18 protein-coding genes are annotated in these 19,016 nt (G+C 66.4%); 9 read left to right on the top strand and 9 right to left on the bottom strand.

Annotation, left to right across the window (positions count from 1 at the left end):
- Position 1: 1 nt before the first annotated feature.
- Genes P3L18_RS00210 through P3L18_RS00200 form a run of 3 tightly spaced genes read left to right on the top strand, consistent with a single transcriptional unit; the run spans position 2 to position 2,221 of the window.
- Positions 2 to 970, top strand: a complete 969-nt coding sequence (locus P3L18_RS00210) for an amino acid ABC transporter permease (protein WP_276112911.1) — start codon at positions 2 to 4, stop codon at positions 968 to 970.
- Complete coding sequence (locus P3L18_RS00205) at positions 957 to 1,739, top strand: amino acid ABC transporter ATP-binding protein (RefSeq protein ID WP_020171012.1); 783 nt, start codon at positions 957 to 959, stop codon at positions 1,737 to 1,739. Before P3L18_RS00210 ends, P3L18_RS00205 begins: the two co-directional genes overlap by 14 nt.
- A gap of 26 nt (positions 1,740 to 1,765) precedes the next feature.
- Positions 1,766 to 2,221 (top strand): nitroreductase/quinone reductase family protein, encoded by a 456-nt coding sequence (locus P3L18_RS00200; RefSeq protein WP_276112910.1) that lies wholly within the window; start codon positions 1,766 to 1,768, stop codon positions 2,219 to 2,221.
- 26 nt (positions 2,222 to 2,247) lie between these two features.
- On the opposite strand, the gene P3L18_RS00195 is transcribed toward P3L18_RS00200, so the two are convergent.
- Positions 2,248 to 3,096 carry a class I SAM-dependent methyltransferase gene (locus tag P3L18_RS00195; protein ID WP_276112909.1) on the bottom strand — a complete coding sequence of 283 codons (849 nt, stop codon included), beginning with the start codon at positions 3,094 to 3,096 and terminating at the stop codon, positions 2,248 to 2,250.
- A gap of 47 nt (positions 3,097 to 3,143) precedes the next feature.
- Positions 3,144 to 3,704 (bottom strand): 2'-5' RNA ligase family protein, encoded by a 561-nt coding sequence (locus P3L18_RS00190; RefSeq protein WP_276112908.1) that lies wholly within the window; start codon positions 3,702 to 3,704, stop codon positions 3,144 to 3,146.
- 271 nt (positions 3,705 to 3,975) lie between these two features.
- Between P3L18_RS00190 and rpsA the strand changes: the two genes are divergently transcribed.
- A complete protein-coding gene (gene rpsA / locus P3L18_RS00185; RefSeq protein WP_026920065.1) occupies positions 3,976 to 5,451 on the top strand; it encodes a 30S ribosomal protein S1 in 1,476 nt (491 codons plus the stop codon).
- Positions 5,452 to 5,538: 87 nt separating this feature from the next.
- On the opposite strand, the gene P3L18_RS00180 is transcribed toward rpsA, so the two are convergent.
- Both P3L18_RS00180 and P3L18_RS00175 read right to left on the bottom strand, forming a co-directional pair.
- The gene (locus tag P3L18_RS00180) at positions 5,539 to 6,942 is read right to left on the bottom strand and encodes a hypothetical protein (protein WP_276112907.1); all 1,404 of its coding nucleotides are present in this window, start codon (positions 6,940 to 6,942) and stop codon (positions 5,539 to 5,541) included.
- Positions 6,939 to 7,586, bottom strand: a complete 648-nt coding sequence (locus P3L18_RS00175; protein WP_079930011.1) for a hypothetical protein — start codon at positions 7,584 to 7,586, stop codon at positions 6,939 to 6,941. Before P3L18_RS00175 ends, P3L18_RS00180 begins: the two co-directional genes overlap by 4 nt.
- Before the next feature lie 158 nt (positions 7,587 to 7,744).
- Here P3L18_RS00175 and aztD point away from each other — a divergent pair, with 158 nt between their 5' ends.
- Genes aztD through P3L18_RS00160 form a run of 3 tightly spaced genes read left to right on the top strand, consistent with a single transcriptional unit; the run spans position 7,745 to position 10,686 of the window.
- Complete coding sequence (gene aztD / locus P3L18_RS00170) at positions 7,745 to 8,983, top strand: zinc metallochaperone AztD (protein WP_276112906.1); 1,239 nt, start codon at positions 7,745 to 7,747, stop codon at positions 8,981 to 8,983.
- Positions 8,984 to 9,036: 53 nt separating this feature from the next.
- Positions 9,037 to 9,942, top strand: coding sequence for a dephospho-CoA kinase (gene coaE, locus P3L18_RS00165; RefSeq protein ID WP_276112905.1), 906 nt, complete (start codon positions 9,037 to 9,039; stop codon positions 9,940 to 9,942).
- A gap of 36 nt (positions 9,943 to 9,978) precedes the next feature.
- Positions 9,979 to 10,686 carry a hypothetical protein gene (locus tag P3L18_RS00160; RefSeq protein WP_276112904.1) on the top strand — a complete coding sequence of 236 codons (708 nt, stop codon included), beginning with the start codon at positions 9,979 to 9,981 and terminating at the stop codon, positions 10,684 to 10,686.
- A gap of 7 nt (positions 10,687 to 10,693) precedes the next feature.
- Here P3L18_RS00160 and P3L18_RS00155 read toward each other — a convergent pair whose 3' ends face one another.
- Entirely contained in the window at positions 10,694 to 11,260 is a 567-nt protein-coding gene (locus P3L18_RS00155) for a DUF402 domain-containing protein (RefSeq protein ID WP_020171020.1), read from the bottom strand.
- Between the two features lie 76 nt (positions 11,261 to 11,336).
- Between P3L18_RS00155 and uvrB the strand changes: the two genes are divergently transcribed.
- A complete protein-coding gene (gene uvrB, locus P3L18_RS00150; RefSeq protein ID WP_079929914.1) occupies positions 11,337 to 13,499 on the top strand; it encodes an excinuclease ABC subunit UvrB in 2,163 nt (720 codons plus the stop codon).
- 136 nt (positions 13,500 to 13,635) lie between these two features.
- Positions 13,636 to 14,079 carry a universal stress protein gene (locus tag P3L18_RS00145; protein ID WP_276112903.1) on the top strand — a complete coding sequence of 148 codons (444 nt, stop codon included), beginning with the start codon at positions 13,636 to 13,638 and terminating at the stop codon, positions 14,077 to 14,079.
- Between the two features lie 88 nt (positions 14,080 to 14,167).
- On the opposite strand, the gene P3L18_RS00140 is transcribed toward P3L18_RS00145, so the two are convergent.
- The 4 genes from P3L18_RS00140 to P3L18_RS00125 all read right to left on the bottom strand — a co-directional run bounded on the left by P3L18_RS00140 (position 14,168) and on the right by P3L18_RS00125 (position 18,925).
- Positions 14,168 to 16,519 (bottom strand): AAA family ATPase, encoded by a 2,352-nt coding sequence (locus tag P3L18_RS00140; RefSeq protein WP_276112902.1) that lies wholly within the window; start codon positions 16,517 to 16,519, stop codon positions 14,168 to 14,170.
- On the bottom strand, positions 16,516 to 17,118 hold the full coding sequence (locus tag P3L18_RS00135) for a hypothetical protein (RefSeq protein WP_276112901.1): 603 nt from the start codon (positions 17,116 to 17,118) through the stop codon (positions 16,516 to 16,518). The genes P3L18_RS00140 and P3L18_RS00135 overlap by 4 nt, the downstream gene beginning before the upstream one ends.
- 119 nt (positions 17,119 to 17,237) lie before the next feature.
- Positions 17,238 to 18,092, bottom strand: coding sequence for a DoxX family protein (locus P3L18_RS00130; RefSeq protein ID WP_020171023.1), 855 nt, complete (start codon positions 18,090 to 18,092; stop codon positions 17,238 to 17,240).
- Between the two features lie 146 nt (positions 18,093 to 18,238).
- Positions 18,239 to 18,925: an MBL fold metallo-hydrolase gene (locus P3L18_RS00125; protein ID WP_079929911.1), complete on the bottom strand. Its 687-nt coding sequence runs from the start codon at positions 18,923 to 18,925 to the stop codon at positions 18,239 to 18,241.
- Between the last annotated feature and the right edge of the window lie 91 nt (positions 18,926 to 19,016).

Raw genomic sequence — 19,016 nt, 5'->3', positions numbered from 1 at the left:
GGTGACCGCTCCGACAACCGGCCCGATCGGTGCCGACCCGGGCGCCTCGCCCGGGCCGGCACCGATCAAGGCCGTACCCCTCAAACATCCCGGGCAGTGGATCGCTGCGGCGATCGTGCTCATCCTCGTCTTCCTGTTCGTGTGGGGAGCGGCGACCAACAGTGCATACGGCTGGGGGACCTACGCCAAGTATCTGTTCGACACCCGTATTCTCAAGGGCGTCGGGTACACCCTTGCGCTGACCGTGCTCTCGATGGTGATCGCCATCGTGCTCGGTGTGCTCCTCGCGATCATGCGGCTCTCGCCCAACCTGGTGCTGAGATCGGTGTCGTGGGTGTATCTCTGGATCTTCCGTGGCACCCCGGTGTACGTCCAGCTGGTCTTCTGGGGTCTCTTCCCGTCGCTGTACAAGCAAATCGACCTCGGCATCCCGTTCGTGGTCCAGTTCGCGCACTTTGACATCCAGTCACTCAACGCCGCGTTCACCTTCGCGATGATCGGACTGGCGCTCAACGAATCTGCGTACATGGCCGAGATCGTGCGCGCCGGTATCTCCTCGGTGGGTGAGGGGCAGACCGAGGCGTCGGTGGCGCTGGGGATGTCATGGACCCAGACGATGCGCCGGACGGTGTTGCCGCAGGCGATGCGGGTCATCATCCCGCCGACGGGCAACGAGGTCATCAGCATGCTGAAGACCACCAGCCTGGTGACCGCCGTGCCGTTCAGCCTCGAGCTCTACGGTGTCGCGCACGACATCTCGGGTGTCAACTTCCAGCCGATCCCGCTCCTGTTGGTGGCCTCGACCTGGTACCTCGCAGTCACCAGCGTGCTGATGGTCGGCCAGTTCTACCTGGAGCGTTACTACTCACGAGGGGCGTCGCGACAGTTGACCGGCCGACAATTGAAGGCGATGGCGGCCGCACAGAACAAAGTGCTCGCAGTCGACGAGGAGAGTGATGAGCGCCGTTGAGACCGCTGCGCCACCGATGGTTCGCGCCGACCGGGTGTGCAAGAGCTTCGGGACCCTGCAGGTGCTCAAGGGCATCAGCCTCGAGGTCGCCAAGGGTGAGGTCCTCTGTCTGATCGGCCCATCGGGATCGGGGAAGTCGACGTTCTTGCGGTGCGTGAACCATCTCGAGGTGGTCAACGCCGGGCGGCTCTACGTCGACGGTGATCTGATCGGGTACCGCGAACGCGGCGACAAGCTCTATGAGATGAGCCCGAAGGATGCGGCCAAGCAGCGGCGCGACATCGGCATGGTGTTCCAGCATTTCAACCTGTTCCCGCATCGCACCGCGTTGGAGAACGTGATCGAGGCACCGACACAGGTCAAGAAGCAGAAGAAGGACGCCGCACTCGCGCGTGCCCGTGAACTGCTCGACCGGGTGGGGCTGGCGGACAAGGCCGATACCTATCCGGCCCAGCTCTCCGGTGGGCAGCAACAACGAGTCGCCATCGCTCGTGCCCTCGCCATGGAACCCAAACTGATGCTCTTCGACGAGCCGACCTCGGCGCTCGATCCCGAACTGGTCGGCGAGGTACTCGGCGTCATGCGGGAGCTCGCGGCGTCCGGGATGACGATGGTGGTGGTCACCCACGAGATGGGTTTCGCGCGCGAGGTGGCCGACCAGCTGGTGTTCATGGACGGCGGTGTTGTCGTCGAAAAGGGCGATCCGCGTGAGGTTCTCGCGAATCCGCAGCACGAGAGGACCAAGAGCTTCCTGTCCAAACTCCTGTGAGCCGGGCGCGGCTATCCTCGGAGGGCATGACGAATGCGAGCCCGCGGCCACCGTGGTGGTTGAAACCGATGAACAAGGTGCTGATGGCGGTGACGAGGGTCGGGATACCGATCTTCGGTGACGAGGGTCCGGCGATCCTCACCGTGCCCGGACGCGCCAGCGGTAAGCCCCGATCGACGCCGATCACCCCGATGACCGTGGACGGTCATCGCTACGTCGTGTCCGGTTTCCCCGGCTCGGACTGGGAACGCAACGCCCGCGCCGCCGACACCGCAACCCTGCGTACCCGTCGGCGTTCGGAAACCGTGCGCATGGTGGAACTCGATGCGGCGCAGGCCCGTCCATTGCTCCGACGGTTTCCCGAACTCGTGCCCTCCGGTGTCGAGTTCATGACGCGGTCGGGTTTGGTCACCGAGGGCACCCCCGACGAGTTCGAGGCGCTCGCCGGTCGGTGCGCGGTGTTCCGGTTCGATCCCGTGTGACGTGACGGCCAGAGGACTGAACGAAGTCAGCTGTCCGGCTTGCGGCAACAGAAGATTGCGGTGCCCGGAAAGTATTGTCCCCGTAGCGGACTCCATTGACCCCAGACGCGTTCGAGGTCGTCGGGCCATTCCGGCTCCACGATGTCGTCGAGAATCAAACCGGCGGAACGGATCTCACGGACGCGATCACCGATGGTCCGATGGTGCTCGACGTAGGTGACGGTGCCGTCGGCATCGACCTCGGAGTACGGGGTGCGATTGAAGTAGGGAATCGCGACGGTGAGACCGTCGGGTCCGGGGTCGTCGGGGAACATCCAGCGCATCGGGTGATTGATGGAGAACACCCAACGGCCACCGGGCACGAGAACCCGTGCGGCCTCGGCCATCACGCGCCCCGAATCGGCGACGAACGGCACCGCACCGAACGAAGAGAAAGCGATGTCGAAGGTGGCATCGGCGAAGGGGAGTGCCTCCGCCGTGGCCTGGACGAGGGGAACCGGGGTCTCGTCGAACTGCGCCATCGCAGCCAGCCCGTACCCCAGCATGCGCCGCGAGAGATCGGTCGCGACGACGTCGGCGCCCTGCACGGCAAGCCACCTGGAACACGGCGCCGATCCGCAACCGATCTCGAGCACGCTCTTCCCCCGCACGTCGCCGAGCAGGTGTGCGTCGGACTCCCGAAGATTCTCCGGGCACCACACGAAATCGCCCCCGGGTGTGCCGGCGCCCAGGAAGTCGCCGTGTTCGGCGTGATAATCGGTGGTTTCGGCGTCCCACCACGCGCGGTTGGCTCGGGCGCTGGTCGCCGAGTCGATCGGTCCGAGTTGGCGTGGCGCGCTTCGACCGTCATCGGGGACGGCTGGATCGTCGGTCACGTGGCGATGATACGAAGCGCGGCAGAACCGATGACAGTCGGCGACGTTCAGCAGCTCCGGCCGGCGATCACGTGGTCGACTTTCGCGTCGCCGTCCCATCGGCGCACCGCGGTGATCGTCGCGCTGTCGGTGTCGGCGGAGTGGACGGAGTCGAGCGTCTCGAGCGCACGCCCGATCTCGTCGGGTCCGATCCGCCGGGCCACGGTGATGTGAGCGGTCCAGGAGCCGGGTCGGGTGTGGGCGAACAGCGACTCCTGCCCGTGTCGGTCGGCGGTGTGCACAGCACCCGCGCGCACGATCGACGCGTGTACCGACAGCAGCTCGGAGCTGGGCACGATCAGTCGTGCGAGGACCCGCCGGGCCCCGCGTCCGAACACGACCACGTCGCCCAGCGTGACGCGAATCGGGAGCCGCATCGCGACGGTGCCCAGAGCTGCGTCGATCTCGGGGGAGATGCGGGTCGCGGCGATCGCGGTGATGTGGGGGCGATTGGTCGCCGAACGGATGTCGGCCGCAGAGGGCAGGCCGGCGTCGCCCAACGCCGCCCATTGCTGGCGAATGAGCTGGTCACAGGCATCATCGAGGAGGAGTTCCACAGAGTGTGCCATCCGGTCATCTCCCGTCGTCGACCACCGCGGGGTCCGCGCACCGACCGGCCGCGGGCGGCATTTGCCCAGCACAATGCGCCTGGAGTAGGCTGATCTGCGCGCGTGTGTAGCATTCTCGCGCGGTTCAGCATGCCCTCACCCGGGTGCCATCGAACGCGATGGCGTGGGTGCACAGGACCCGAGGCCGACACGATTTCGGGAGTGCGCCGACACCGCTGTCCAGCAACACGAACTGTACCTACTACATATCTGTCCGGAGCAACTCACCAATATGCCGTCCTCCACCATCACCTCGCCGCAAGTAGCCGTCAACGACATCGGCTCGGCTGAGGACTTTCTCGCCGCCATCGACTCCACGATCAAGTACTTCAACGATGGCGACATCGTCGAGGGCACCATCGTCAAGGTCGACCGCGACGAGGTTCTGCTCGACATCGGTTACAAGACCGAAGGCGTGATCCCCTCACGCGAACTCTCGATCAAGCACGACGTGGACCCCAACGAGGTCGTCAACGTCGGTGACGAGGTTGAAGCACTCGTCCTCACCAAGGAGGACAAAGAAGGCCGGCTGATCCTGTCCAAGAAGCGTGCGCAGTACGAGCGCGCGTGGGGCACGATCGAGGAGCTCAAGGAAAAGGACGAGGCCGTCAAGGGCACCGTCATCGAGGTCGTCAAGGGCGGCCTGATCCTCGACATCGGTCTGCGTGGCTTCCTCCCGGCATCGCTGGTGGAGATGCGCCGCGTCCGCGATCTGCAGCCGTACATCGGCAAGGAGATCGAGGCCAAGATCATCGAGCTCGACAAGAACCGCAACAACGTGGTGCTCTCGCGCCGCGCCTGGCTGGAGCAGACCCAGTCCGAGGTGCGCAGCGAATTCCTGCACCAGCTGCAGAAGGGCCAGGTCCGCAAGGGCGTCGTGTCCTCGATCGTCAACTTCGGTGCGTTCGTCGATCTCGGCGGCGTCGACGGTCTGGTTCACGTCTCCGAGCTGTCCTGGAAGCACATCGATCATCCGTCCGAGGTCGTCACCGTGGGTGATGAGGTCACCGTCGAGGTTCTCGACGTCGATCTGGACCGCGAGCGGGTGTCGCTGTCGCTCAAGGCCACTCAGGAAGACCCGTGGCGCCAGTTCGCCCGCACCCACGCGATCGGTCAGATCGTCCCGGGCAAGGTCACCAAGCTGGTGCCGTTCGGTGCGTTCGTCCGCGTCGACGAGGGCATCGAGGGCCTGGTGCACATCTCGGAGCTCGCCGAGCGTCACGTCGAGGTTCCGGACCAGGTTGTCGCCGTCGGCGACGACGCGATGGTCAAGGTCATCGACATCGACCTGGAGCGTCGCCGGATCTCGCTGAGCCTCAAGCAGGCCAACGAGGACTACACCGAGGAGTTCGACCCGTCGAAGTACGGCATGGCCGACAGCTACGACGAGCAGGGCAACTACATCTTCCCCGAGGGCTTCGATCCCGAGACCAACGAATGGCTCGAGGGTTTCGAGAAGCAGCGTGAGGCCTGGGAGGCGCGCTACGCCGAGGCGGAGCGTCGTCACAAGATGCACACCGCGCAGATCGAGAAGTTCGCCGCTGCCGCGGCCGAGGCCGAGAAGGCCCCGACGGACTACTCGTCGGCGTCGGAGAGCCGTAGCAGCTCGTCGACCTCGTCCTCGTCGACCTCTTCGTCGGGCGGCGGATCGCTGGCCAGCGACGAGCAGCTCGCGGCGCTTCGCGAGAAGCTGTCGGGCAACGCCTGATCGCCTGATCTGAACAAACGAGTGCGGCCTCTTCCGACAACGGAAGGGGCCGCACTCGTTGGTATGTCCACCTGATCGTGGCCGGGTTCAGACGTGCGGGCGGACCTGCACCTCCAGCCGCGCCGACAGGTCGACCTCGATGATCGCCCGACCGTCGTGGTCTGCGGTGACCTCGTCGGAAATCGCACCGCGCAACGCGTACGTCGCGCTCGGTCGGAGTCTCGAGAGTCGCAGCGCAGTTCGGGTCGGACCGGCTCCGGGCCGCAGCACGAGTTGGAGTGTCGTGCCGTCGGTGAGCGCCTTGGCGACCAGAACATCCGGATAGCCGGCCGAATCGAGGTGAGGGCCGTGGCGCCAGGCGTCGGCGATCTCGCCGGAGGCGAGGTCCCGCATGCCGTCGGGTCTGGTCATGCGTCCCAGCACATGGGCGCAGTTGACCCATGTCGAGACGCCGTGGAGTTTGTGCGCGCCGTGCGGAGAGTGATCGAGCCCGATGTCGGCGGCGATCTTCTCGGTGATCGTGTCGGCGACCTCGGTGTCTCCCATCTCGTGCGCGGCGATGAGCAGATTTGCCCACGCCCATCCATCACCGGGCCGATAGGACCCGACGTCGAGGTGGTCGACGGGCGTTGTCCGCAGTCCGATGCGCGTCGAGCGGTCGCGAATGCGTGTCCGACGCAGTGTGTCCCAGGTGTCGTGCGCGAGATCCGGCGTCAAGGCGTTGAGCCAGTAGGTCATCACGGCGTCGTTGGCGATCATCGGTGGGAAGACCAGGCCGAGCGGCCCGCGTCCGAAGACAAAGCGTCCGTCGCGACGCCGGAACTTGTTGTCGAACAACGATTGCCGCATCTTTTCAGGCAGATCGCCGGCGAGATCGCGGTGGTGGAGCCGGTCGTAGGCACACAGTCCCACCATCGCGACGGCGTTGCACATCGGGTAGATCAGGTGCGGCTCACACGGATACAACGTCTGACGACTCTGCCGCATGTTGCGCGCGATGGCCTCGGCGATCGGGGCGTAACCATAGTGAAACGACTTCTCGGTGCTCCACCGCAGTTCCAGGCTTCCCGGATCGTCGAATTCTCCGGTGCCGTTGAGGCTTTCGTAGAGCGCGAGCATCGCGGCGAAGAAGCCCGTGTACATCACGTTGCCGAAGGTCATGGGATCGGGATTCCATCGAAGGTATCCCGCCAGTTGCTCGGTGGCCCAGTACCCCCATACGCGTTTGTCGCACATCTTACGAATGAGATTGGCCTGCGCCTCCGCGAGATAGCCGCCGAATGCCGGTGTGCGCGTGTACTGCGCCATCGACAACGCGTACCCGGCATAACTGAGTTGGTAGCGCAGCGCGCTGCCGCCGATCTGCTCGAGCCGGGTGAAGCCGGTGAAATCGTCTATCGGCTGGAGCGCGAGATCGAGCAGGTACCGCAGCGACGCGAGATCGTCGGCGGACGACTCGGTGACCGCGACCGGCGCGATGCTCGTGCTCACGCCGACCCGACCGGCGTGCGTGCGCGCATGACCGACGCTGCGGCGAGTACTGCGATGAACCCGGACATGAGGACTCCCAACAGGATTGAAGTGATGACGAGGTGCACGGTTGTCGAGCGGAGTTGATACAGGTCGACCAGACGGGTGTCGATTTCGACGACGGTCAACAATGCGCCCGCGATCCCGATCGCCATGACACCGAGCGCCCCGACCCCACGGATGCGCTGCGGCCACCGGAGACCGACGAACGCCGCTGCACCCATGACGGCGACGGTGAGCATTGCCACACCCGAGCAGTGGATCAGCCACACCCAGCCGGGTGCGCTGGTGCGGGCGAATCCACTGGCCATGAGCGCCACGGTCACGGGCAGCGAAGCGGCCACGCCCGTCGCGATCGCTTGCATCACCGACGGGACCGCAGTGTGGAGTGTGGGGCGACTGTGCAGCGCGGGGCGACCAAGCAGTGCGGGGCCGGCCCTGGGCGGCCGCTCGCAGAGGGCGTCGACAAGGGCCGCGAGATCGGTGTCGTCCGGGGTGCTGCGCACCGCAGTCGGCGCGAAGCCGCCGTCGTCTCGGACGGCGCGCCACGGCATGAAGCGTGAGCCGGCTCCCAGCACGATCACCATCACCAGGCAACACAGCATCGCAGCCTCCTCTCCCGGACGATGGCCGGTGGCCTCGAATCTGTTGGAACAATATATTAAATATGTCTCTACGTTCGTAGAATGCGCCGACGCGCTCGCCAACGTATTCGTGTATGGCATTTTGACAATAATTGTCATCAACGGCTTAGCTGTGCGGCGTGCTCATACAACGGACAAAACTGACATTTTCCGTGGCCGCGCTCACGGCGGTGACCGCAACGCTCGTCGCGTGTGCTTCTGATGGCGGCGGTGACACCTCGGCGACGAGCAGTGCGGCGTCGGGATCGCTGGTCGAACAAGGCAGTGCCACACCGAGACTCGCACTGAGCTACGACGGCGGTGTGCTGGTCTACGACGCCGAGACCTTGAAGCAGGTCGGGGATTTCCCCGTCGAGGGGTTCACCCGACTCAACAGCGCCGACAATGGCCGCAATGTCTTCATCAGCGAGTCCGACGGGTTCCGCGTTCTCGACATGGGAACCTGGACCCGCAAGCACGGCGACCACGGCCATCACTACACGACATCGCCGGTACTCACCGACATGCGATTCGGCGGTGCCGAACCCGGTCACGTCGTGTCCTTCGAGGACCGCCTCACCCTTTTTTCCGACGGTACCGGCGAGGTGAACATCGTCGAACCCGTCGAACTGGCACAAGGGAATGCCGCGTCGACGACCTACCGCACACCCGAGCCGCATCACGGGGTCGCGGTGTCGCGCGGCGACGGCACCCTGGTGGTCACCGTCGGCAACGAGGACACCCGCTCGGGCATCGCGATCCTGGACAAGTCCCGCAACGAGATCGCCCGCAACGATCAATGCCCGGGCATTCACGGTGAGGCCGAGGCCGCCGGGGGAGTACTCACCTTCGGCTGCCAGGACGGCATACTCATCGTGCGCGGCAACGAGATCCAGAAGGTGTCGAGTCCTGATCCGTACGGCCGCATCGGCAACCAGGCCGGCGCGGCCGAGTCCCCGATCGTGCTCGGCGACTACAAGACCGACAAGGACGCCGAGCTCGAACGCCCGAATCGTTTCACCCTCACCGATACTCGGACCGGAACCCTGCGGCTCGTGGACTTCCCGGCCAGCTATAGCTTCCGGTCGATCGAGCGCGGCCCCAACGGGCAGGCGGTGATCCTCGGTACGGACGGCGCACTGCACGTCTACGAGCCCGTGTCGGCCACCGAGACGGCGAGCATCCCGGTCATCGCGGCCTGGTCCGAACCCGACGAGTGGCAGTCGCCGATGCCGAATCTGTTCATCCAGGGTGACCGGGCCTACGTCAGCGACCCCGCGACGAAAACCCTGTATGCCGTTGACCTGTCCACAGCGAAGGTGGCGAACAAGGCGACCCTTCCGGCACAGACGATCGAGCTGACCGGCGTTACCGGCTGACGGTGAGGTGGTCCGGATCACGGCCCCGTGGGCGCGTTTGCCACACTGGGACCGTGATCCGAGTGGGGCTGACCGGCGGCATCGGGGCCGGGAAATCGACAGTGGCCAAGACGTTCATCGAGCGCGGCGGTTTTCACATCGACGCCGACAAGATCGCCCGGGAAGTCGTCGAACCGGGCACTCCGGGCCTCGCGCAGCTCGTCGAGGCGTTCGGCGAGGACATCCTGGCCGGTGACGGGTCGCTGGACCGCCCCGCGCTCGCGGCGAAGGCGTTCGTCGACGACGAGAGTCGCTCCACCCTGAATTCGATCACCCACCCGCTCGTCGGGGCGCGCACCCAGGAGCTGCTGGAGGCCGCGCCCGACGACGCGATCGTGATCCAGGACATCCCATTGCTGGTCGAGGGCAACATGGCCCCGTTCTTCCATCTGGTGATCATCGTGCACGCCGACGCCGAGGAACGAGTGCGTCGGCTCGTCGAGCTGCGCGGAATGCCGGAATCCGACGCTCGTGCACGCATCGCCGCCCAAGCCGACGACGACCAGCGCCGGGCGGTCGCCGACGTCTGGCTCGACAATTCGGGCAGCCCGGAGGCGCTCGCGGCCTCCTCGGTGCAGGTGTGGGAGCGCCGACTCGTGCCGTTCGAGACCAATGTGCGTACCCGTACTCCGGCCGTGATGGACGCCGAACTCATTGCGGCCGAACCCAACTCCTCGACACTGCCCACGCGCATCACTCAACGGTTGTGGGCGTTGGCGGGCGCGAACGCCACGGCGATCGATGCTGCGGCAAGCGGCGGCGCCGATCCGGGGTTCGCGATCACTGCGCGCGACGCCGACGCGTCGGGCGCACTCGCCGACGCGCTTCCGCCGGGGGGATTCGCACCGATCGGAGACGGTCGGTTCGGATCTGCCGACCCCGGTCGGCCCGCGACGGTGGGTATCCGAACGGCCGGCTGAACGGAATCCTCGACCGGTCGGCGTAGTCTCGCAACAATGTTGCGCGACAACCGATCCCAGTCGCCGGGTATGCCGGTTTCGCGACGTGGGCTACTCGCTGCGGTCGGCCTCGGCGCAGGCGCCGCGGCGATCGCGGGCTGCGCCACGACACCCGACACGTCGGGCAGCGAGGTGACCGCCGCCGCGACGGCGAGATCGACGCCATCGACCTCGCCCGGCGCACCGCTGGTGATGATCGTTCGGCACGCGGAGAAACCGGCGGCGGACACGCACGGCGTCACCGAGTCCGGGGCCAGGGACTCCGCGTCGCTGACGGTCAGCGGATGGACTCGCGCAGGCGGGCTCGTCGCCCTGTTCGGTGCCGACGGCCAGCCGCCGCGCGAAGGTCTGGTCACCCCGGATCGGATCGTCGCGTCGGCCGGTGGAGGCGGCGCGAGCCGTCGGCCACTGCAGACGATCACTCCACTCGCCGCGCGGCTGGGCGTCGAGCCGGTCACCCGATTCACCCAGGACGACCTGAGCGGTGCGGCCGCCTTCGTGCGTGGGCAGACCGGGGTGACGCTGATCAGCTGGGAGCACCACCGAATCCGTGGCCTGATCCAGGAGTTCGGAAAGGTCACCCCGAGCCCACGCGACTGGCCCGACGACCGGTTCGACATGGTCTGGCTGCTCCGACCGAGCGAGACCGGCTGGGCACTCGACGAGATGGCGCAGTTGCTCCTGCACGGCGACCGAACGGTCTGAGCAGGACTCAGGGACGATCCAGCCAGAACACTCGCCCGCCGACCGCGGCGTCGAGCCATGCGTCGACGTCATGGCCGTGCTCGGCGGCACCGGCGAGGGCTCGCGTGGCGATCCCCACGGCGGCCACGCAGTCATCGGTGGTCAGCAACCCGGCGCGATGTGCAGCGAAGAGCTCGTCGACGTCGATCAGCTCCAAGGGGGTTCCGGGGACATCGACGAGATCGAGATACCAGTCCACCGCATGCCAGCGGCCTTCGCCGTCGGGGCCGTCGAAAGCACCCACGTCCAGATAGAGTCGCTGACCCGTGCGATGTCCCTCCACGAAATGGAAGATGTTCGCACGGAGCCCGAGCGCGGGGAGCAGCCACGACTCGAGGTGATCGAACCGCGGATGGTCTGCGGTCCGTGACATGTACAACCCGAAATCGGTGACCTCGTACCGTTCGACCGGCCGCACGAAACCCTTGTTGTCGGTGTTGGTCATCGCCGGCACGTCGAAGGTCTCGCGTTTGGGCGGATGGAGGTGCTCGTGAGACGGGACCTCGTGTGACGGGAGACCGGCCGAGTCGGACATGCACCGACCCTAACCGTGCCCGCACCGCTCGATCGCATGGAACACACTTGTCGTAGGGCGCGTTTACCCTGGCGTCATGGCCTTTGCAGCAGAGCGACCGGTGATCGCGCACTCCGAGTACCGCCCGATCGGCGAGATCGAACGCACCGAGGGCCACTTCGAGGTGGTCAGCGAGTACGAGCCCGCCGGTGACCAACCGGCAGCCATCGACGATCTGGAGAAACGGATCGCCGCAGGCGAGAAGGACATCGTGCTACTCGGCGCCACCGGTACCGGCAAGTCGGCGACGACCGCGTGGCTCATCGAGCGGGTCCAGCGTCCGACCCTGGTGATGGCGCCCAACAAGACCCTCGCCGCGCAGCTGGCCAACGAACTGCGCGAGATGCTCCCCAACAACGCCGTCGAGTACTTCGTGTCGTACTACGACTACTACCAACCCGAGGCGTACATCGCGCAGACCGACACCTACATCGAGAAGGACTCGTCGATCAACGACGACGTCGAACGTCTGCGGCACTCGGCCACCTCGAACCTGCTGTCGCGCCGGGACGTGGTGGTGGTCGCGTCGGTGTCGTGCATCTACGGTCTCGGTACCCCCCAGTCCTACCTCGATCGGTCGGTGGAGATCGCCGTCGGCGACGAGATCGATCGGGACGCATTGCTACGGCTGCTCGTCGACGTGCAGTACGCGCGCAACGACACCGCATTCACGCGCGGCACCTTCCGCGTTCGCGGCGACACCGTCGAGATCATCCCCTCCTACGAGGAGCTCGCCGTACGGATCGAGTTCTTCGGCGACGAGGTCGAGTCGTTGTACTACCTGCACCCGCTCACCGGAGACGTTGTGCGGCAGGTGGATTCACTGCGCATCTTCCCGGCGACCCACTACGTCGCGGGACCGGACCGCATGGAGAGGGCGATGAAGAGCATCGAGGACGAGCTCGAGGAGCGCCTCTCGGAGCTCGAACGCAAGGGCAAACTCCTCGAGGCACAGCGGCTGCGCATGCGCACCACCTACGACCTGGAGATGATGCGCCAGGTGGGGTTCTGCTCGGGCATCGAGAACTACTCGCGCCACATCGACGGCCGCGGCGCGGGTACCGCGCCGGCGACACTCATCGACTATTTCCCCGAGGATTTCCTCCTGGTGATCGACGAGTCCCACGTCACGGTCCCGCAGATCGGCGGCATGTACGAGGGTGACATGTCCCGCAAGCGAAACCTCGTCGAGTACGGTTTCCGGCTGCCGTCGGCGGTCGACAACCGGCCCCTGACCTGGGACGAGTTCGTCGACCGCATCGGGCAGACCGTCTACCTGTCGGCAACCCCGGGTCCCTACGAGCTCGGCCAGTCCAACGGTGAGTTCGTCGAGCAGGTGATCCGACCGACCGGACTGGTCGACCCGGAGATCGTGGTGAAACCGACCAAGGGTCAGATCGACGATCTGGTGCACGAGATCCGGGAACGCACCGACCGCGACGAGCGTGTACTGGTGACGACCCTGACCAAGAAGATGTCCGAGGACCTCACCGACTACCTGCTCGAACTCGGAATCCGTGTGCGGTACCTGCATTCCGAGGTCGACACCTTGCGGCGCGTCGAGCTACTCCGACAACTGCGTTCGGGTGACTTCGACGTCCTGGTGGGCATCAACCTCCTGCGCGAGGGACTCGACCTGCCCGAGGTATCGCTGGTGGCGATCCTCGACGCGGACAAAGAGGGATTCCTGCGCTCGACGACCTCGCTGATCCAGACCATCGGCCGTGCCGCGCGCAACGTCTCGGGTCAGGTCCACATGTATGCCGACAAGATCACCGACTCGATGCGCAACGCCATCGACGAGACCGAACGCCGACGGGCAAAACAGATCGCCTACAACAAAGAGCGCGGGATCGATCCGCAGCCGCTGCGCAAGAAGATCGCCGACATCCTCGATCAGGTGTACCGGGAAGCCGAGGACACCTCGGCGGCGGTGGTCGGGTCCGGCCGCAGCGCCAGCCGTGGCCGACGTGCGCAGGGCGAGATGTCCGGTACCAAGGCCGCCAGCGCCGGTGTGATCGAGAAGCGTGATGTGTCGGCGATGCCGAGAGCCGAACTGGCCGATCTGGTTTCGCAGCTGACCGACCAGATGATGGCTGCCGCACGCGACCTGCAGTTCGAACTCGCCGGCCGCCTGCGTGACGAGATCGCCGACCTGAAGAAGGAGTTGCGAGGTATGGACGCCGCCGGTATCAAGTAACGCAGACGGGCGTGCCTCGCCCGATCGTGGGACAAGTCGCCCCGCGGCGCACTAGCCTGCACACCCAGGGCTCCCTAAAGTGTGGGGGATGGTTGCGCCCGCGAAGTGCGGGGCCGAACACGTAGTGGAGGTACGAATGAGCGCATATAACACGGTGGTTGTCGGAACCGATGGCTCGGAGTCATCGATGGCGGCGGTCGATCGCGCCGGAGCGATCGCCGGAGAGTCGGCAAAACTGGTGATCGCATGCGCATATTTCCCCAACGACCGTTCCGCCGGTGAGGTGGCCGACGTGCTGAAGGACGAGGCCTACCAGGTCACCGGCTCCTCGCCGACCGAGGAGATCCTCCGTCGGGCCAAGGAACGGGCGACCAAGGCCGGGGCCACCCAGATCGTGCAGCGCGCGGTCAAGGGCGCACCGGTCGACGCGCTGCTGCAGCTCGTCACCGACGTCCAGGCCGATCTCCTTGTGGTCGGAAACCGAGGACTCAACTCGATCGCCGGCCGCCTGCTCGGTTCGGTGCCCGCCGACGCCGCACGCAAGTCCACCTCGGATGTCTTGATCGTCCACACCACCTAGAGAGCATCTCCTCACAGCCGACAGGGCGCCCCGCTCAGCGGGGCGCCCTGTCGGTTTCCGATGGTGTGGCGGTTGTTCGTGTCCGGGCTCAGGCCGACGGTAGATCTGCGAGCTCCGCGGGCAGATCCCGGCTGTGAATGACGATCAGCCGCTGCGTGCTTCGCGTCAGCGCCACATACAGGTCGCTGAAGCCCCGGGGCGACTGATCGACGAGCTCGGCCGGCTCGACGACGATGGTGGTGTCGAACTCGAGTCCCTTGCACGTGGTGACCGTATGTAACCGTGGCCGCGGGTCGGCGACCTCCCCGGATGCGTCGGTGCCGGTCTCCGGTGCCTCGGTGACATTGTCGAGTGCCTCGGTGACATTCTCGAGTGCCTCGGCGATCATCGGATGGACTGCATCGGGCACGACGATGCCGGTCAGACCGGTCAGCTCGGGTGCGGTGGCCGCTTCGAGGATGGTCGCGGCCAGGCCACGCGGCTCGGTGCGGATGGCCACGGGCTCGATTCCGTTCCTGCGCAACGACGTCGGGGCGGTGGCCCCCGGATCGACCCGGCTCAGCACGCGCGCCGCGTAGGTCATGATCTCGGCGGGCGTGCGGTAATTGACGGTCAGCTCCCGCAGCTGCCAGCGGTTGGCGACATACGGTGTGAGTACCTCACTCCACGAGGTGGTGCCGGCCAAGTCCCCGGTCTGAGCGGTGTCGCCGATGATCGTCATCCACCGGTTGGGTATGCGACGCATCACCATTCGCCACGCCATCGCGGAGAGTTCCTGCGCCTCGTCGACGATCACATGGCCGAACGTCCACGTCCGGTCCCCGTACGCACGTTCCGCGGTGGTCGCGCGACTGGTCTGGGTCTGACGTGCCGCGAGCTGTTCGGCGTCGATCAGGTCATAGGCCATGAGGATCTCGGGGTCCAGCTCGTCCTCGAGATCCTGTGGCGCAGAACCGGTGAGGATATCCAGGGCGTCCTGGGCCTCGGCGAGTTGACGGCGCCAATGCTCCTTCTCCCGCGCCTGGGCCTCGGCGGTGCCGTACCCGATCAGCTCGGCGAGCTCATCGAGCAACGGGACATCGGCGGGGGTGAGATCGGACGCGTCCTCGGCGGGGCTTCGATGCAGGGCGGCACGTTCCTCGTCGCTCCACCCGGGTGTGCACTTGCGCAGGGCGGCTTTGTTCGCGAAGAGATCTCGCAGCACGTCCTGTGGGGTCAGGGTCGGCCAGAAGTCGAGCAGTGTCGCCCGGATGTCGGTGTCACGGGACATATCGGCACGGATGTCGGCGATGTCGGAGGAACTGAGCATCTGGGAACCGTCGAGCAGGCTTGAGCCGATCGTCGCGGCGTGGCGTGCCGCCAGAGCGTCGAGCGCGGAGCGCAAGAACACCGATTGCGCCTGGTTGTGGGCGCGTCGGGAGGACCGTGCCTTCCCGCGGGCGGCCTTGATCAGCTCGCTGTCGATCTCGACCGTGTAACCCTCGAAGGTGACCGGGATCGAGGTGCGCGGCAAGGACTCCCGGGCACGCACCGCACGTTTGAGGACGTCGAGCATCGCAAGTCTGCCCTTCACCTCACGAGTGGTCCGCGGTTCGTCGGCGCGGGCATGGACGTCCGGGAACAACTCGCCGATGGTCGCGAGCAACACGCCCGACTCGCCCAGGGATGGCAGCACCTGGCCGATGTAGTCCAAGAAGTCACTGTTCGGTCCGATGATGAGAATGCCACTCCGCGAAAGGATCTCACGATGGGTGTAGAGCAGGTACGCCGCGCGGTGCAGCGCCACGGCGGTCTTGCCGGTACCCGGGCCACCTTGGATCACGGTCACCCCGCGATGGGTGGAGCGGATGATGAGGTCCTGCTCGCGCTGGATCGTCTCGACGATGTCGGTCATCTCACCGGTGCGTGCGGTGTTCAACGCGGCGACGAGCGCCGACTCGTTGACGACATCGCCATGACCGAAATCCTCGGCGGACGCATCGCCGGCGGTCAGGAGCTCGTCGTTGACCGCCTGCACCGAGCGATTTCGGGTGCGGATGTGCCGGCGCCGGGCGACGTCCTCCGGTGCGGCGGGCGTGGCGAGGTAGAACGCCCGTGACAGTGGTGCCCGCCAGTCGAGTAGCAGGGTGGTGTCGGCGTCATCGTCGTCGAGAATCCCGATCCGGCCGATCCGCCGGGTCTCGCCATCCTCCAGATCGAGTCTGCCGAAATACAGATTGTGTTCGGCGGCATCGAATTTGGTGAGATCGTCGACGTACATCCGCTCGTAGGACTCGCGTTCGGACTGCGCCTGCGGCGTCCCGCCGGACTCGCGCAGGGTTGCTGCGAGGCGCTTGCGGGTGGTGGCGCGCATGCGGTCGAGCCGTGCGTAGACCAGATCGAGGTGTGTCTGCTCCTCGACGGTGCGGGGGTCGTCGGTGCGTGCGGGTGACGAACTCATCGGGCCTCCGCAACCTCGGTGAGACCAGCGTCCTGGACCAGACACGCCGCACGGATGCACTCGACGAGTCGGGTCGCCCGGTCGGTGCCCGCCAGCCCGGCGCAGGTTGCTGCCGAGTCGGTGGACAGACCCAAGCCCAGGCGTCGGTCCAGCCAGCCGAAGACATCGGCCTGGGAGCCGAAGGGCGCCAACGAGTCCGGGCTGTCGCCGAGCACCCCGTGCCGGGAGACGTAGAGGCAGAAGGTCGCGGGGAGCTGGAAACCCATGGATGGTGCCGGCCCATCGGGGCGCAGGGAAAGTGACGTCGAGCTCACGGTCATTCGATGGTAGTTGGGTTCGGTGGAGTCGAGTGCCGCGAGGTGTGCCGGCTCGAGCCATGCGGCGGTGGTGGCCAGTCGGGCGCCTGGTCGGCGATAGGGGGCCGCGGGGATGTAGCCGCGTCGGGCGACGTGCGCCGAGTGGGTGACGTCGAGGTCGGCCACCCACACCCGCACGACTCTGTCGAGGAGGTCGGCGGTGTCGAGTCCTGCATCGACGAACTTGCGGCGCAGCACTTCTGGCGAGGTGTTGGAACCGACGGCGACCACGAGGGTGGCCACTCCCGACGTCGTCGGAGGACATACCGACGACGTCGGGACGACGAGCTCGTCGCACCAGGGGTAGAGATGAGGATCGAGGCTCCCCGTGACGGTGGGGGATCGATGCCGGGGCGGCAGGGTCAGGACACGGCCTTTCGCCAGCGGCGACGGCCGGCCTCCGCCTTGTCCTGTGCGGTCGCGGCCAGCGACTTGGCCGAATCCGCCAACTCCGGTGCGCGGTCACCGATGAGCTCGGCGACCTCGGCGGAACGGTCGCCGATCTTCTCGGCCCATTCGGTGGAGCGTTCGCGTGCGGCTTCGGCGAGTTCGGGGGCGCGGTCGCGGACCTTGTCGGCCCATTCGGTGGAGCGTTCGCGTGCGGCCTCGGTGAGCTCGGGGGCGCGGTCGCGCAGCAGTTCGGCGGCCTCCTCAGACTTCTCGCCGAGGACCGATGCACCCTCATGGGTGCGTTCGACGATCGAATCCCACGCTGAGGAGCCGGCCTTCGCGCCGACCGGCAGGGCCGCGGTGACCGCGGCGGTCGCGGCACTGGCCTTGCGCTTTCCGCGCCACGCGAGCGAGGGCTTGCCCTCGGTGTCCGCTGCGGCGATCAGCAGTCCACCGGCGAGGCTGACGTTCTTGAGGAACTGTGTGCGCTGGAGGTTGCGCTTGGCCGGATCGGTCTCCTGCCAGAAGGGATGGCCGGCAAAGGTGGTCGGTACCAGCGACCCGGCCAGACCGAGTGCGGCGATTCGCGGGAACTTGCCCGTCGCGAGCAACAATCCGCCACCGACCTGCACGGCGCCGTTGATCCGCACCAGCAACTCGGGGTCGTGGGGGACAGCGGCGGAAACGTTCTCGGGCAGGGCATTCAAGGAACTCTCGATGAAATCACCCGCCATCTCGGCGCGGCCGGTCGGCTTGCGCAACGCGTCGACACCCGACGCGATGAACACGGTGGCGAGCATGGGACGGGCGATACGGCGAAGAATCATCAGTGACACTGCCCTTCGTTCGGTCTGCGTGCGGAGCCGGACGCCCGACGGTGGCCGACCCGTGTTCTCGAATCAGCTCGGTCGATATGGCGCCTCATCGAGGCTACCCGTCGTGGGCAGCGCGCCGGGGATTGCGCAAGGAACAGTTACCAGCCCCGCTCGCGCCACTCGGGCAGCGCAGGTCGCTCGGCGCCCAACGTGGTGTCCTTCCCGTGCCCGGGATAGACGACGGTGGAATCGGGGAAACGATCGAAGACCTTGGTCGAGACGTCGTCGATGAGGGTGTCGAAATCACCCGGTTGCCAGGTCTTCCCGACTCCACCGGGGAACAGCGAATCGCCGGTGAGGAGGTGCACGACGCCGTCGGCGGGATCGGTGAAGGCGAGCGCAATGGAGCCCGGGGTGTGGCCGACGAGATGGATCGCCGTGAACGTGAGGTCGCCGACGGTGAGCTGGTCGCCATCGTCGACCAGCGTGTCCGGACGGACCGGCAATTCGTCGGCATCGATGCGGCCGGCAGCGGTCGGTGCACCGGTGGCGGTGGCGACCTGCTCGAGAGCCTGCCAGTGGTCGAAATGTTGGTGGGTGGTGAAGATCAGGGTGGGGGAGCCGCCGAGTTCGCGCAGGACGGCGAGGATGTCGTCGCCGTCGTTGGCGGCATCGATGATCAACTGCTCACCGGAGGATGTCGAGGTGATGATGTAGGTGTTGTTGTCCATCGGGCCGACGGACATCTTGGTGATGGTCGCGTGGGACAGCGTGCGGCGTTGGGGGCCACTCTCGGACAGGTCGCCGGTGTAGTCGTCGGAGATCGCCAGATCGTTCGAGGTCATAACACCCAACCCTAGACATTCACGCGCCCCGCGTATCGTGGATCCGTGGCGTGCCGGGAAGCCTGTCCGGTGCGTACGACCCACTCTCCCC

The organism is Gordonia sp. N1V (genome assembly GCF_029269935.1).
In the GTDB taxonomy this organism is placed as follows: Bacteria; Actinomycetota; Actinomycetes; order Mycobacteriales; family Mycobacteriaceae; genus Gordonia; species Gordonia polyisoprenivorans.
The sequence above is the reverse complement of the archived record's forward strand: the minus strand, read 5'-3'. Positions and strand labels throughout refer to the sequence as shown.

What these genes read in the sequence shown, in the direction of transcription:
- P3L18_RS00205 (WP_020171012.1), top strand. Translation starts at nt 957, where the DNA reads ATGAGCGCCGTTGAGACCGCTGCGCCACCGATGGTTCGCGCCGACCGG.
- P3L18_RS00200 (WP_276112910.1), top strand. Translation starts at nt 1,766, where the DNA reads ATGACGAATGCGAGCCCGCGGCCACCGTGGTGGTTGAAACCGATGAAC.
- P3L18_RS00190 (WP_276112908.1), bottom strand. Translation starts at nt 3,704, where the DNA reads ATGGCACACTCTGTGGAACTCCTCCTCGATGATGCCTGTGACCAGCTC.
- rpsA (WP_026920065.1), top strand. Translation starts at nt 3,976, where the DNA reads ATGCCGTCCTCCACCATCACCTCGCCGCAAGTAGCCGTCAACGACATC.
- P3L18_RS00175 (WP_079930011.1), bottom strand. Translation starts at nt 7,586, where the DNA reads ATGCTGTGTTGCCTGGTGATGGTGATCGTGCTGGGAGCCGGCTCACGC.
- P3L18_RS00160 (WP_276112904.1), top strand. Translation starts at nt 9,979, where the DNA reads ATGTTGCGCGACAACCGATCCCAGTCGCCGGGTATGCCGGTTTCGCGA.
- P3L18_RS00155 (WP_020171020.1), bottom strand. Translation starts at nt 11,260, where the DNA reads ATGTCCGACTCGGCCGGTCTCCCGTCACACGAGGTCCCGTCTCACGAG.
- uvrB (WP_079929914.1), top strand. Translation starts at nt 11,337, where the DNA reads ATGGCCTTTGCAGCAGAGCGACCGGTGATCGCGCACTCCGAGTACCGC.
- P3L18_RS00145 (WP_276112903.1), top strand. Translation starts at nt 13,636, where the DNA reads ATGAGCGCATATAACACGGTGGTTGTCGGAACCGATGGCTCGGAGTCA.
- P3L18_RS00140 (WP_276112902.1), bottom strand. Translation starts at nt 16,519, where the DNA reads ATGAGTTCGTCACCCGCACGCACCGACGACCCCCGCACCGTCGAGGAG.
- P3L18_RS00130 (WP_020171023.1), bottom strand. Translation starts at nt 18,092, where the DNA reads ATGATTCTTCGCCGTATCGCCCGTCCCATGCTCGCCACCGTGTTCATC.
- P3L18_RS00125 (WP_079929911.1), bottom strand. Translation starts at nt 18,925, where the DNA reads ATGACCTCGAACGATCTGGCGATCTCCGACGACTACACCGGCGACCTG.